This is a genomic window from Rhizobium sophoriradicis, from assembly GCF_025200795.1.
Lineage (GTDB): Bacteria > Pseudomonadota > Alphaproteobacteria > Rhizobiales > Rhizobiaceae > Rhizobium > Rhizobium sophoriradicis.
Map to the genome: position 1 here is coordinate 460,764 of NZ_CP104155.1, position 12,159 is coordinate 472,922.

The window sequence follows — 12,159 nt, forward strand, 5'->3', positions numbered from 1 at the left end:
GGGCGGCTCAGGCGGCCAGGAGAGATTTCAGTTTGACGTCATTGGCTCGCAGCGCCGCGGGGTCCGGATGGGCACGTGCTGCGATCAGCATTTCGGCGAGACGGATATCGCGCGCCACCGCATTGCCCGGGCCGATGCCGCTGGCGGCGATCAGCCGTCCGTCGGCGTCGAGATGGAAAAGAATGAAAGCGCCGGCGCCGAGGTCGCGACGCTGATGCGTGGCCGCCCCTTCGGCAAGGCCAGATATCTGCAGCGTCATGTCGTATTGATCCGACCAGAACCACGGCACGGATGTAACGGCTTCGTTGAGGCCGAGCATGTTGGCCGCGGCCAATGTGCCCTGTTCCTGGGCGTTGCGCCAGGATTCGAGCCGCACCCGCCGGCCGCCATAGATCGGCAGCGGAAAGGAGCAGCAGTCGCCGGCGGCAAAGACATCCGGCGCCGAGGTCCTGAGATAGCTGTCGACGGCAATGCCGTTTTCGATCGTCAGCCCCGCCCTATCGGCGATCTCGACATTCGGCCGCGCGCCGATGCCGACGAGAGCAAGATCGGCTTCGATCACCTCGCCGCTCGACAATCGGATGCGGGCTTTCCCGCCTTCCGCCGTCAGCGCCTCGATGGAGACGCCGCAGCGGATATCGACGCCTTCGGCGCGGTGGCGCTCGGTGAGCAGATGAGCGATCTCCTCCGGCACGCCGCGCTTCAGCACGCGTTCCAGCCCCTCGATGACCGTGACTTCAGCGCCGAGCAGGCGCGCCGTCGCCGCAAGTTCCAGACCGATGAAGCCGCCCCCGATGATGGCGATATGCTTCCCCGGCCGCATGGTCTCGCGCAGCGCCGCCGCATCATGATGCGTCCTCAGCGAACGGATATGGGCGCTGTCTTCCGGTGCGCCGGGGAACGAACGCGCGGCGGCACCGATTGCCAGCAGAAGCTTGTCATAGGAAAACGTCGTCCCATCGGAAAGGGTGACGGTCCTGGATGCCGTGTCGAAATGCCTGGCTTCCAGGCCGGTCAGCAGCCGGATGCCGCTCTCGGCGTATTTTTTCGCCGCAGCGATGAATTTCGGATTGCTCGCATCGGCGATGCCGGCCTTTGAAAGCGGCGGCCGCTCGTAGGGATGAAGGGGTTCGGCGCCGATAAGCGTTATGTCGCCGTCAAAGCCTTTTTCCCGCAGCGCGAAGGCGGCGCGGGTCCCGCATTCGCCGGCACCCAGTATCACGAAATGAGCCACAACAGCCTCCGTCAGAGCGAAATGAAGACGATGTCGCCTTCGACCTTGACCGGGTAGGTCTTGAGATTGACGCAGACCGGGGCGCCCTTGGCCTCGCCGGTCCTATAGTTGAAGCGGCCGTTATGTTTCGGACATTCGATGATCTCATCCATGACGAGCCCGTCGGCGAGGTGGATATGTTCGTGCGTGCAGAGCCCGTCGGTCGCGAAGAACTCGTCGTCGGGGCTGCGGTAGACCGCAAAGGTGCGCCCGCCATGATCGAAGCGGATGACATCCTCCTCATCGATCTCGTCCTTGCCGCAGACTTCAATCCAGTTTCCGCTCATCTTTCTCCTCCTGATTTTCGATTACTGCGCCGCCGGAGCGAGTTCGTTGTGGAATTCCTCGCGATAGGGCCGCGCGGTGGCCGGCAGTTCGCGCCTCAGGAAATAATCCTCGTTGCGCAGCTGGCGCAGGAATGCCGGGATCATCTCGCGATAGCCCGACCAGATCGATGGGTTCGGAGCCGGCAGGTCGTGCTTGATCATCGCGTGCAGCTTCGGCAGCGCGTGGTAAGGCACCATCGGGAACATGTGATGTTCGACGTGGTAGTTCATGTTCCAATAGATGAAGCGGCTGATCGGGTTCATATAGACCGTGCGGCTGTTCAGCCGATGGTCGATCACATTGTCGGCGAGTCCGCCATGCTGCAGCAGTCCCGTCAGCACGTGATGCCAGGCGCCGTAGAGACGCGGCAGGCCGATCAGCATCAGCGGCAGGATCGAACCCATGGCGATCGCGGCGGCGAACGTGGCGACATAGATCGCCAGCCAGATGCGGGCGATGCGGATCGCCTTCGGCTGCTCCATCTCCGGAATGAAGGTCTTTTCCGCCGCGCCGATGATGCCGGCGGCATTGCGCAGCATGTCGATCATCGCATGCCAGACATCGAGGATGCCGAAGAAATTAAGGACCAGCCGCAAGAGGTCCGGCGGGCGCATGACGGCGATCTCGGGATCGCGGCCGACGATGACGGTATCGGTGTGATGGCGCGCATGGCTCCAGCGCCAGGTCACCGGATTGCGCGTGATCATGAAGCAGGCGATCTGGTAGACGGCATCGTTCATCCAGCGCGTCTTGAAGGCGGTGCCGTGGCCGCATTCGTGCCAGCGGCTGTCGGAGGCCGAGCCGTAAAGCACGCCATAGGCGAGGAAGAAGGGCAGAGCGATCCACGAGCCCGAGAAATAGACGCCGAGCCCGGCCAGGACCAGCATGCTGCCGAGCCAGATGACCGTGTCACGGATACCAGGCGCATCGGAGCGCTGCATCAGCGCCTTCATCTCCTTGCGCGGAATATCGGTGTGGTACCATTGCGCTGCCGCCAGGCCCGTCTCGACGGCGGTGCGGCCGCTTTCGCCGAGCAGGTCGTAGTCACGCTTCTTGGTCTCGGTCGTCATACTCCGCCTCCCTAATGTTGCCGGGAGGATAGGTTGACTTTGGACGAGGCTCAATGCAGGCTTGATGTAATCTATCAAAAGCCATCAATAGTGGCTAGCATCCATGAGCGAATCCATCAGGAACACCATGCGCCGCCCCACCATCTCCGACCTTGCCCGCGCCTCGGGCGTCAGCGTTGCCACCGTCGACCGTGTTCTCAACGCCCGCCATCGCGTGCGGGAGGAAACAGCCAGGCGCGTCTATGATGCGGCGCAGGAGATCGGCTACCACGCCGTCGGCCTTATCCGGCAGCGCGTCTTCGAGGATCTGCCGCAATATAGGCTGGCTTTCCTGCTGCAGAAACCGACGCAGGCCTTCTACCAGAGCTTCGCCCGTGAAATCGAGGCGGCGGCACGCGCCGTCACCACGGCCCGCCTTCAGATCCAGATCGAGTACCCCTCATCGGCGACCCCCGCCGCCATCGTCGAAAAGATCAAGCTGCTAGGCGCCCGCAACCAGGCAGTCGCCGTCGTGGGCCCGGACTATCCGGCTGTGACGACGGCGGTGGAAGAGTTGAAGGACCGCGGCATTCCCGTGTTCTCGCTGCTTTCCGATCTCGCCACGGGCGTGCGTGACGCTTATGTCGGCGTCAACAACCGCAAGGTCGGTCGCACGGCCGCCTGGACGATCGCGCGCACCGCCCTCAAGCCAGGCAAAGTCGCCTGTTTCGTCGGCAGCCACCGCTTCCACGGCCACGAGTTGCGGGAGATCGGCTTTCGCTCCTATTTTCGTGAGAATGCCCCGCAATTCGATGTCATTGATACGCTGATCAACCTCGAAACCGCCGAAATCACCCATGAGGCAACCCTGACGCTGCTGCAGAAGCATCCAGATCTCGTCGGCCTTTACGTCTGTGGCGGCGGCATGGAAGGGGCGATTACTGCATTTCGCGAAGAAGGCGTCGGCGGCCGCGTCGTGCTTGTCGTCAACGAACTGACGCCGGAGAGCAAGGCCGGTCTTGCTGACGATATCGTCACCATGGTTGTGGCGACGCCCCTGCCGGCCCTCTGCAAAGAGCTCTTATCGCTGATGCTGGGTGCGATCGAACGTGGTGAGGCCGTCGTTCCCGGCCAATCCTTCCTGCCTTTCGATATCTATGTCTCCGAGAATATCTGAAGGATGATGGAATTCTATCATCGCGGCTGACATTCTTTCAGCAATGAGGGCGGGCGGCGGCGATGCCCGATGGATTGCCGCAGGAATTCCGATAGAGATTCGCAGGCCCATTCACGAGGAACTGCTCCGCTGATGTCGCGGAGATGAGGAGGATATATCCGTCATGACTTCGATCCGCTTTGCGCTCAACCATATGGCCGCGCCGTCGCTCGCAATCGATGATTTCTTCGCGCTGACAAAGTCGCTCGGCATCCGAGAGGTCGAGATCCGCAACGACCTTTCCGGCAACGCGATTCTCGACGGCACCAAACCCGAAGCGATCAAGCAGGCCGCCGAGAGCCACGGGCTGACGATCATCTCGATCAACGCCCTGCAGCGCTTCAACGAGTGGAATGAAACCCGCGCCAGGGAGGCGCAGGAACTGATCGATTATGCCAGCGCCTGCGGCGCCAAGGCGCTCGTCTTCGTTCCGAAGAACGACGGCACCGGCTGCGCCGATGGCGAGCGGCAGGCCAACCTGCGCCAGTCCTTGACGGCGCTGAAGCCGATGCTCGATAGAGCCGGCATTATCGGCCTCGTCGAGCCGCTAGGTTTCGAGATATGCTCGCTGCGCTCGAAGACCGAGGCGGCCGAGGCAATCAAGGAGCTCGGCGCGCAATCGACCTTCAAGCTCGTCCACGACACCTTCCACCATCACCTTGCCGGCGAAGCCGCGACCTTCCCGGAGCTTGCCGGCCTCGTGCACATTTCCGGCGTCAGTGACACCGCTGTTTCCGTTGCCGATATGCGCGATTCCCACCGCGTGCTCGTCGACGGCGACGACCGGCTCGACAATGCCGGGCAGATCAAGGCGCTGCTGCAGGCGGGCTACAAGGGTCCGTTCTCCTTCGAGCCCTTCGCAGCCGAAGTTCATGCCGTCAAGGACCCGGCCGGCGCGCTTCGCGCCAGCATGGATTATCTCACCGCACGGGTTTGAGACTGAAAGCCACGCGACGCTGTCATGAAGCGTCGCCCCCATCGTCGATACGGTCGGCCGCTGGCGAGCGGCCGACCCTATCACTCTATTCGCGGCCCCTGAACCGGCGCTGATAGGCGGGGTCGTAGAGCGAGCTCTCGCGAAACTCCTCTGCCGCAAGCGATGGGCCGACGAAGATGATCGCCGTGCGTTCGATCGGCTCGGCCGCAACCCTTGCCTCGATATCGCGGAGTATTCCCCGCAGCACGCGCTCGTCCGGCCAGGAGGCCTTGACCACGATCGCGACCGGGCAGTCGGCGCCGTAGAGCGGCGTCAATTCCTCCACCACCTGTTTCAGCGCATGGATGGCCAGATGGATCGCCAGCGTGGCGCCCGTCGCGCCGAATTTCTCCAGCGTCTCGTCGTTCGGCATCGGCGAAGCGCGGCCGGAAACGCGGGTGAGCACCAGGCTCTGGGCCATGGCCGGGATCGTCAGCTCGCGCCCGAGCGCCGAGGCAGCGGCGGCAAAGGCCGGCACACCCGGCGTCATCGTATAGGCGATGCCGTGCTTTTGCAGCCGGCGCACCTGCTCGGCGACCGCGCTCCAGACCGAGAGGTCGCCGGAATGCAGCCGTGCGACATCCTGGCCGGCTGCAGCGGCGCTGAGATATTCCGCCTCGATCTCATCGAGCGACATCGGCGCGGTATCGACGATACGCGCATCCCCCCGGCAATATTGCAGCAATTCGGGAGAGACGATCGAACCGGCATAGAGACAGACCGGGCACCGGGCGATGAGATCGCGGCCACGCACTGTGATCAGATCCGCAGCCCCGGGCCCCGCGCCGATGAAATGCACCGTCATTCCGTCATCCTTTCGTCCAACGCCACTGCGTCACCGGCATGGCCGGCCGCCAGCCGCTCATGCCGCCGATGACGCCGGCGCGCGCTATTTCGATGCGCGTCAGCGAGCCGCCGCGCTTTGCATGTTCGCAAAGCAGCACGGCTTCCATTTCCAACGTCACGGCATTGGCGACGAGCCGCCCTCCCCGCTTCAGCGCCGCAATCGCGGCATCGACGATGCCAGCCTCGCTGCCGCCGCCGCCGAGGAAGATCGCATCCGGTTCGGGCAGGCCCATAAGCGCGCCGGGTGCCGCGCCCTCGACGACGGCGAGATGCGGCACACCGAAGGCGGATGCGTTGCGGGCGATCCGCGCCGCCCGCTCCGGCGATTGCTCGATGGCAATCGTCTTCAGCGACGGATCGGCAAGCATCCATTCGATGCCGATCGATCCCGAGCCGGCGCCGATATCCCAGAGCAGTTGACCGTGCCGCGGCGCGAGCGCCGACAGCGTCATCGCCCGGATTTCGCGTTTGGTGATCTGTCCGTCATGCTCGAACAGTTCGTCCTCGAGCCCGGCGACGAAAGGCAGAATGCGCGCCCCCTCCCCTGCCGCGACATGGAGGGCGCAGACATTGAGGGGATCGATGTTCGCAAGATCGAAATCCGCCGCGATCGCGCTTCTGCGCCGTTCCCGCGAGCCGCCCAGAGCCTCCAGAACGGTAAGCTGCGACTGACCGAAGCCATCGGCGGCAAGCAGGTTTGCCAGCTCGCGAGGCCCGTTCTCGTCCGACGTCAGCGCGATGATGCGCCGTCCAGGGTGCAGATGCGGCCGCATCAGTTCGATCGGCCTGCCATGCAGCGAAATCGCCGCGACGTCCTGCAGCGGCCAGCCAAGGCGCGAGGCGGCAAGGCTGAAGGCCGAAGGCGCCGGGATGGTGCGCATCTCGTCCGCCGCCACGTGGCGGGAAAGCGTTGCGCCGACGCCATAAAGGAACGGATCGCCGGAGGCGAGCACGACGACGGGGGTGCCGCGTCTTTGCATGACGGCGTCGACCGAGCGCTCGAACGGGCTCTGCCAGGAAAACCTTTCGCCCGTGACCAGCGACGCGGCCAGCGCATGGTGCCGTGCGCCGCCGAAGACGGCCGGCGCGCTGGCGATCAGCCGCCTTGCCTCCTCGCCGAGGCCTTCTGGACCATCTTCACCGATGCCGATAATAGTCAGCCAGGGCTGATTGCCGGGAGGAGAGAGATCAGACATGGGACGACCTCGCATTCTGATCCTCGGCGGCACGAGCGAGGCGCGCTTGCTGGCCGAAGCGCTCGCGGCGCGTGATGATTGCGACGTTCTTCTGTCGTTGGCAGGTCGTACCGAAAAACCGGCTGCGCAGCCGGTTCCGGTCCGCATCGGCGGCTTTGGCGGCGCCGCGGCGCTCGCCGATTTCCTGAAGGGGGGCGGATATGAGCTGCTGATCGACGCCACGCATCCCTTCGCCGAGCGCATCACCGCCAATGCCGCTCATGCTGCCGAGGCCACCGGCATAAGCGCGATCGCTCTCAGTCGTCCCGAATGGCGGCGTCTGCCGGGCGATCATTGGCGGGAGGTGCGGAGCATTCCGGCGGCCATCGAGGCGCTTGGCCCCTTCCCCCGCCACGTCTTCCTGGCAACGGGCCGGCAGGGTGCGCATCATGCGGAAGCGGCAGCGCAGCATCACTATCTCGTCCGCAGCGTCGACCCCGTCGAGCCGCCGCTTGCGCTTGCGAATGTCGATTATATTCTCGATCGCGGTCCGTTCACGCTGGAAGGCGAATTGGCTCTGCTGAGGCAGCATCTTATCGATGTCATCATTGCCAAGAACAGCGGCGGCGCCGCCACCTATGCGAAGATCGAGGCGGCCCGCCTGCTCGGCATCGAGGTGATGATGGTCACGCGTGCGCAGGCGTCCATGGTCAAGACGGTCGAAACGGTCGAGGCGGCGCTGGCGGCGATCGATCACCTCTTTCCCTCCGCGATGAAACGCGGGGTATAGACGAGATCCGGCTTGTCAGACCGCGTGACGATCCGCGTTTCGGCCGAGCCGATGATGATGCAGGTCGCCATGTCGGCCATCGAGGCATCCGCCTGGGATAGAGGCTGCACGGCGATACGTTCGTCCGGCCGCCCGGCCGCCCGCCCGAAAATGACCGGTGTCGTTGCGGGCAGATGCGCCCGCAGCAGCTTGAAGGCCTCGCCGAGCTGCCAGGGCCGGGCCCGGCTGATCGGATTATAAAGGGCGATGACGAACCCAGCCCTGGCCGCCAGTTCAAGGCGGTTTTCTATTATATTCCAAGGCTTTAGATTGTCGGACAGCGAGATGGCGCAGAAATCGTGGCCAAGCGGTGCCCCCGCCTTTGCCGCCACCGCCAGCATCGCCGTGATGCCGGGCAGGATGGTGAGATCGACCGCGCGCCAGGCGGCCGGTCCATTCTCGATCGCCTCGCAAACGGCTGTAGCCATGGCGAAGACACCGGGATCGCCACCGGAGACGACGCAGACCTTGGCGCCATCCGCCGCCATCGAAAGTGCCGCCCCTGCCCTGTCGAGCTCTTCGCGGTTGTCCGAGGCATGGCGCAGCTGATCGTGGCGGAGCTGCAGCCTGTCGAGATAGGGTCCGTAACCGAAGAAATCCGTTGCTGCGTCGACGGCGGCCAACGCTTCGGGCGTCATCTGTTCGGGATTACCGGGGCCGGTGCCGATCACGAAAAGCGCGCCGCTCATCGGCGGCCCTCCCAGCCCGGCACCAGGACGAGCGAAAAATACGGCGCATCGCCGTCGGCCCTGTCGGCAAGCTTTGCCATGGCTGCATTCGCCATGGTGCCGCGTTCGACATAGACGGCTTCGCCGAGTCGTCCGGCAGTTTCCAGCGCCCGGCGGATTTTCGGCAGATTGCGGCCGACCTTCATGATGACGGCGGCTTGCGTATCGGCCAGGCGGCGCGTCAGCTCGGCCTCGGCCATAGTACCGGGCAGTACGGAAAGCACGTCATCCCCCTGGACGATCGGCATGCCGGCCAAGGACCAGCAGCCCGACATGGCGCTGATGCCGGGGATCACTTCGGTCGGGTAGCGCTGGGAAAGTCTGACATGCAGGTGCATGTAGGAGCCGTAGAAGAGCGGATCGCCCTCGCTGAGCACGGCGACGGTCCGCCCGGCATCGAGATGGCCGGCGATTGCCTCGGCGGACCGATCATAGAACTGAGTGATCAGGCTCCGGTAACGCTCGTCGTTCTTGTCGATCTCGGTGGTGACGGGATAATAGAGCGGCAGCAGCGTTACGCCGGATTTCAGCAGCGGCTCGACGATCGCCTTGCCGTTGCCGCCCCTGCCCTGTTTGGCGAAATAGGCGATCACGTCGGCATCTTCGATGGCCCGGACGGCTTTAAGGGTCAGGAGCTCCGGGTCGCCGGGACCCGTGCCGACGCCGATCAGGCGGCCTTGTTTTGTCATAGGCCCGGCCTCGCCAGCGCATTGATGGCGGCCGCCGTCATGGCGCTGCCGCCGAGCCGGCCGCGCACGATGGCAAAGGGGACGCCATAGGAATTTTCCGCCAGCGCATCTTTCGATTCCGCCGCGCCGACGAAACCAACCGGCATGCCGAGGATAGCAGCGGGTTTCGGGGCGCCATCGCGCAGCAGTTCGAGCAGGTGGAACAGCGCCGTCGGCGCATTGCCGATCGCGACGATGCTTCCGCCGAGCCGGTCGAGCCACAGATGCATGGCGGCGGCCGAGCGCGTATTGCCGGTCTTAACCGCAAGCTCCGGCGTGGCGGGATCGCGCAGCGTGCAGATCACCTCATTCAGCGCCGGCAGCCGCGCCCGCGTAACGCCCTGAGCGACCATTTCCGCGTCGCAAAAGATCGGCGCCCCACCTTTCAGCGCCGCGCGCGCCGCGCTGACGACATCGGCGGAAAACACAAAATGCTCCGCCGCTTCGACCAGCCCGCAGGCATGGATCATGCGCACGGCGATGTCGGCTTGATCTTCGGTGAAGCGCGAAAGATCGGCCTCGGCGCGGATGATCGCAAAGGAACGTTCATAGATCGCGTCGCCGCTGCGGATATAATCGTAGTCTGGCATTGCTATTCCTGTCGCAGCGCCTTCGAAACGCCGGTTGCGCCAAGCCGTGTAAGGCAGGCGGCAGCCGATTCGCCAGCGCCTCTGTTGTCTTCAATGGACCGGGCGAGCCTCTCTATAGCGAAATCGATCCGACCGCCAGCGATCCGTTCATCCGGCCGATCGATTGCCAACCCGTTGAGGATCAGATCGTAACCTTCAGCCGTGCCGGTCAGCGTCAGCGCCGGGCGCGCATGCGCGCAGCCCTTGGCACAGCCGGAGAGATGCAGCGTCAGCGAGCCGTCGAAGAGGGCGGGCGCCGCGGCCAGGATGCGGCGTGCCAGCGTTCTTGTCTCGTAAAAGGCGGAGCCGCAGGCACCGGCGCCGGCGCAGGCGGCGATCTGCTCGGCTTTCTCGCCGGGTTGCGCGCTGAAGCCATATCTGGCGGCCGCAGCCTCGATCGCCGGCACTCTCTCTGCCGGCAAGCCGAGGAAGAAGAAACCGCGACCCGGCGCCAGCCGGATGGCCGCTGCGCTTGCGGCGGCGGCGAGATCGAGCAGGGCGGTCAGATCGGACGCCCTCGTCTGCCCGAATTCCGGTCGCACGCCGAGCACGGCCTTGCCGTCCGCCAGCCTATGCACACCCGATAGCGGCATCCTTGTCGTGCAGGGCTGAATGGGTCGGATGGCGGCCATGGCGGGAAAATGGGTTCGCAGCAGCATCGGATCGATATCCCGTGCCCGCCTGCCCTGCCCGAGCATTACCAGCAGGCTCAGGATTTCGCCGACGGCTGAGACGGCCGCTTCCGCAGGACCGACTGCGACCGGGGTTGCGGTCGCACCATCGCCATTGATGGCGACCAGCCAATGCGACTGCGATAGTGCGACGACACGGATATCGGCGGAAAGCGCCGATAAGCCGAACACCCCACTGCCGTCGATGACGATCGACAGTTTCGGCGCAAGCCCCGGCGAGGCAAGCAGATCCTGAAGCTTGCTGCGCAAAGCCAGTTCCATTGCAGCCGGATCGCTCACCTCTTCCGGGTCGATGCCGTGCAGCGGCGAGATCTCGATTGCCGGCCCGTCCGGCACCGTGATGCCGGCGGCGTCGATATCGGCGGCGAGCTTTCCCACCGTCTCGGCCCGCAGCCCGCGGATCTGCAGATTGCCGCGCGCGGTGATCTCGAGAATGCCGTTTCCATGCGCCGCAGCCGAATGGGCAAGGGCGGAGAATTGCGAGAGCGTCAACGCGCCGCCGGCCGGCCGCAGCCGCACGAGCAGGCCGTCGCCGGTCCGCATCGGCGCGGCAAGGGCGGGGCAGGTGCCGCGCGCGCGCTGCTTCGCCGCCGCGCGGTCATGACCGTCGGTCGCCTGTCCCTTGTCGATCGCCTTGGCGGTCTCTATGCCCATTCTCAATCCTCGGTCCGTTTCTTACATGATCGCGGCGTGCGCGGCAAAACATGGTGGAAACGCTCGACCGGCTATTCCTCAAAATCCCGGCCCTTGCGCAGGAGATAGATGTCCATGATCCAGCCATGCCGCTGCCGGGCCTCGCTCCTGAGTGTCAGGATATCGGCCGCGACATCGCCGAGCCGTCCTGACCGGACGATCTCGTCCTTGGTACCGAGATAAGCGCCCCAGAAAATCTCAGCATTGGGGTCGTCGATCTTGGCAAAAGCCTGTTCGCCGTCGAGCATGACGACCGTCGAGGGCGCCTGGAGCCCCTTCCGCGCCAGCCGGCGCCCCGTGGTAATTTCGATCGGCCTGCCGACGAGATTGACCGGGATCTTGTGGCTGGCCGCCAGGACCTGGATGCTGGTGATGCCGGGAACGACACTGTAATCGAAATCCACGTCGACTTGCTGCCGCACCCGCTCGACGATGCGGATCGTGCTGTCATAGAGACTGGGATCCCCCCAGACCAGAAAGGCGCCGCTGCCATGCTCGGGCAGGCCGGCGATCAGCTTTCCATAGATATGGGCGATCTCGCCATGCCAGGTGTCGACGCTTTGCGCGTAGCTTCTGTCGGCCGTCTGTCTCTGCGGCACTGCGAATTCTGAAATCCTGATCCCCGGCCGTGTGATATATCGCTCGCAGATCTCGCGGCGGACTTCGGCAAGCTCTTCCTTGGCGGCGCCCTTGAGCGGCAGGAAGATCACGTCGGCGGCGTTCATCGCGTTGATTGCCTGTATGGTGACGTGCTCCGGGTTGCCCGTGCCGATACCGATGATATGGATGTGCTTCACGCCGATACTCCCATGATTCCTGGCGGTCTTGCCGAAAAAGCCGGATCGCCGCAAGGGCAGGGCAGGGAGTTGGCCGCGGCCAACTGGGCCGACGATGAGGCCCTGGCCCCTATTGTTGCCGCAAATCCCGAATCGTGTCACTTTCAATACGCTTTTTGACGCTATGTTGACAGAAAAGCGCATCGAAAAGGATTGGGTGTT

13 protein-coding genes are annotated in these 12,159 nt (G+C 64.5%); 3 read left to right on the forward strand and 10 right to left on the reverse strand.

Going from position 1 to position 12,159, the window contains the following annotated elements:
- Positions 1 to 7: 7 nt before the first annotated feature.
- Genes N2597_RS30740 through N2597_RS30750 form a run of 3 tightly spaced genes read right to left on the reverse strand, consistent with a single transcriptional unit; the run spans position 8 to position 2,670 of the window.
- On the reverse strand, positions 8 to 1,234 hold the full coding sequence (locus tag N2597_RS30740; RefSeq protein WP_183598737.1) for an NAD(P)/FAD-dependent oxidoreductase: 1,227 nt from the start codon (positions 1,232 to 1,234) through the stop codon (positions 8 to 10).
- A gap of 11 nt (positions 1,235 to 1,245) precedes the next feature.
- Entirely contained in the window at positions 1,246 to 1,560 is a 315-nt protein-coding gene (locus N2597_RS30745; protein WP_040141379.1) for a MocE family 2Fe-2S type ferredoxin, read from the reverse strand.
- Positions 1,561 to 1,581: 21 nt separating this feature from the next.
- Positions 1,582 to 2,670, reverse strand: coding sequence for a fatty acid desaturase family protein (locus N2597_RS30750; protein ID WP_183598738.1), 1,089 nt, complete (start codon positions 2,668 to 2,670; stop codon positions 1,582 to 1,584).
- Between the two features lie 127 nt (positions 2,671 to 2,797).
- On the opposite strand from N2597_RS30750, the gene N2597_RS30755 reads away from it, so the two are divergent.
- Together N2597_RS30755 and N2597_RS30760 are read left to right on the forward strand one after the other, a co-directional pair.
- The gene (locus N2597_RS30755; protein WP_106797600.1) at positions 2,798 to 3,826 is read left to right on the forward strand and encodes a LacI family DNA-binding transcriptional regulator; all 1,029 of its coding nucleotides are present in this window, start codon (positions 2,798 to 2,800) and stop codon (positions 3,824 to 3,826) included.
- Between the two features lie 163 nt (positions 3,827 to 3,989).
- Positions 3,990 to 4,802 carry a TIM barrel protein gene (locus N2597_RS30760; protein ID WP_183598739.1) on the forward strand — a complete coding sequence of 271 codons (813 nt, stop codon included), beginning with the start codon at positions 3,990 to 3,992 and terminating at the stop codon, positions 4,800 to 4,802.
- Between the two features lie 85 nt (positions 4,803 to 4,887).
- Here N2597_RS30760 and cobM read toward each other — a convergent pair whose 3' ends face one another.
- Together cobM and cbiE are read right to left on the reverse strand one after the other, a co-directional pair.
- A complete protein-coding gene (gene cobM, locus N2597_RS30765; protein ID WP_183598740.1) occupies positions 4,888 to 5,646 on the reverse strand; it encodes a precorrin-4 C(11)-methyltransferase in 759 nt (252 codons plus the stop codon).
- Positions 5,647 to 5,650: 4 nt separating this feature from the next.
- The gene (cbiE, locus tag N2597_RS30770; protein ID WP_183598742.1) at positions 5,651 to 6,883 is read right to left on the reverse strand and encodes a precorrin-6y C5,15-methyltransferase (decarboxylating) subunit CbiE; all 1,233 of its coding nucleotides are present in this window, start codon (positions 6,881 to 6,883) and stop codon (positions 5,651 to 5,653) included.
- On the opposite strand from cbiE, the gene N2597_RS30775 reads away from it, so the two are divergent.
- Entirely contained in the window at positions 6,882 to 7,652 is a 771-nt protein-coding gene (locus tag N2597_RS30775) for a cobalt-precorrin-6A reductase (protein ID WP_183598744.1), read from the forward strand. The genes cbiE and N2597_RS30775 overlap by 2 nt on opposite strands.
- Here the strand turns inward: N2597_RS30775 and N2597_RS30780 are convergent.
- The 5 genes from N2597_RS30780 to cobF form a co-directional block, all read right to left on the reverse strand.
- The gene (locus tag N2597_RS30780; RefSeq protein ID WP_183598746.1) at positions 7,616 to 8,380 is read right to left on the reverse strand and encodes a precorrin-3B C(17)-methyltransferase; all 765 of its coding nucleotides are present in this window, start codon (positions 8,378 to 8,380) and stop codon (positions 7,616 to 7,618) included. The genes N2597_RS30775 and N2597_RS30780 overlap by 37 nt on opposite strands.
- Complete coding sequence (locus N2597_RS30785; RefSeq protein WP_183598748.1) at positions 8,377 to 9,108, reverse strand: precorrin-2 C(20)-methyltransferase; 732 nt, start codon at positions 9,106 to 9,108, stop codon at positions 8,377 to 8,379. The genes N2597_RS30780 and N2597_RS30785 overlap by 4 nt, the downstream gene beginning before the upstream one ends.
- Positions 9,105 to 9,737 (reverse strand): precorrin-8X methylmutase, encoded by a 633-nt coding sequence (locus N2597_RS30790; protein WP_077989545.1) that lies wholly within the window; start codon positions 9,735 to 9,737, stop codon positions 9,105 to 9,107. Before N2597_RS30790 ends, N2597_RS30785 begins: the two co-directional genes overlap by 4 nt.
- Before the next feature lie 2 nt (positions 9,738 to 9,739).
- Positions 9,740 to 11,122 carry a precorrin-3B synthase gene (gene cobG / locus N2597_RS30795; protein ID WP_077989544.1) on the reverse strand — a complete coding sequence of 461 codons (1,383 nt, stop codon included), beginning with the start codon at positions 11,120 to 11,122 and terminating at the stop codon, positions 9,740 to 9,742.
- A gap of 71 nt (positions 11,123 to 11,193) precedes the next feature.
- Positions 11,194 to 11,958 carry a precorrin-6A synthase (deacetylating) gene (gene cobF, locus N2597_RS30800; RefSeq protein ID WP_077989543.1) on the reverse strand — a complete coding sequence of 255 codons (765 nt, stop codon included), beginning with the start codon at positions 11,956 to 11,958 and terminating at the stop codon, positions 11,194 to 11,196.
- Between the last annotated feature and the right edge of the window lie 201 nt (positions 11,959 to 12,159).

Bases quoted from the DNA above. Each gene is read 5' to 3' on its own strand.
- N2597_RS30745 (WP_040141379.1), bottom strand. From the start codon at position 1,560: ATGAGCGGAAACTGGATTGAAGTCTGCGGCAAGGACGAGATCGATGAG.
- N2597_RS30755 (WP_106797600.1), top strand. From the start codon at position 2,798: ATGCGCCGCCCCACCATCTCCGACCTTGCCCGCGCCTCGGGCGTCAGC.
- cobM (WP_183598740.1), bottom strand. From the start codon at position 5,646: ATGACGGTGCATTTCATCGGCGCGGGGCCCGGGGCTGCGGATCTGATC.
- N2597_RS30760 (WP_183598739.1), top strand. From the start codon at position 3,990: ATGACTTCGATCCGCTTTGCGCTCAACCATATGGCCGCGCCGTCGCTC.
- N2597_RS30785 (WP_183598748.1), bottom strand. From the start codon at position 9,108: ATGACAAAACAAGGCCGCCTGATCGGCGTCGGCACGGGTCCCGGCGAC.
- cbiE (WP_183598742.1), bottom strand. From the start codon at position 6,883: ATGTCTGATCTCTCTCCTCCCGGCAATCAGCCCTGGCTGACTATTATC.
- cobG (WP_077989544.1), bottom strand. From the start codon at position 11,122: ATGGGCATAGAGACCGCCAAGGCGATCGACAAGGGACAGGCGACCGAC.
- N2597_RS30780 (WP_183598746.1), bottom strand. From the start codon at position 8,380: ATGAGCGGCGCGCTTTTCGTGATCGGCACCGGCCCCGGTAATCCCGAA.
- N2597_RS30790 (WP_077989545.1), bottom strand. From the start codon at position 9,737: ATGCCAGACTACGATTATATCCGCAGCGGCGACGCGATCTATGAACGT.
- N2597_RS30750 (WP_183598738.1), bottom strand. From the start codon at position 2,670: ATGACGACCGAGACCAAGAAGCGTGACTACGACCTGCTCGGCGAAAGC.
- N2597_RS30775 (WP_183598744.1), top strand. From the start codon at position 6,882: ATGGGACGACCTCGCATTCTGATCCTCGGCGGCACGAGCGAGGCGCGC.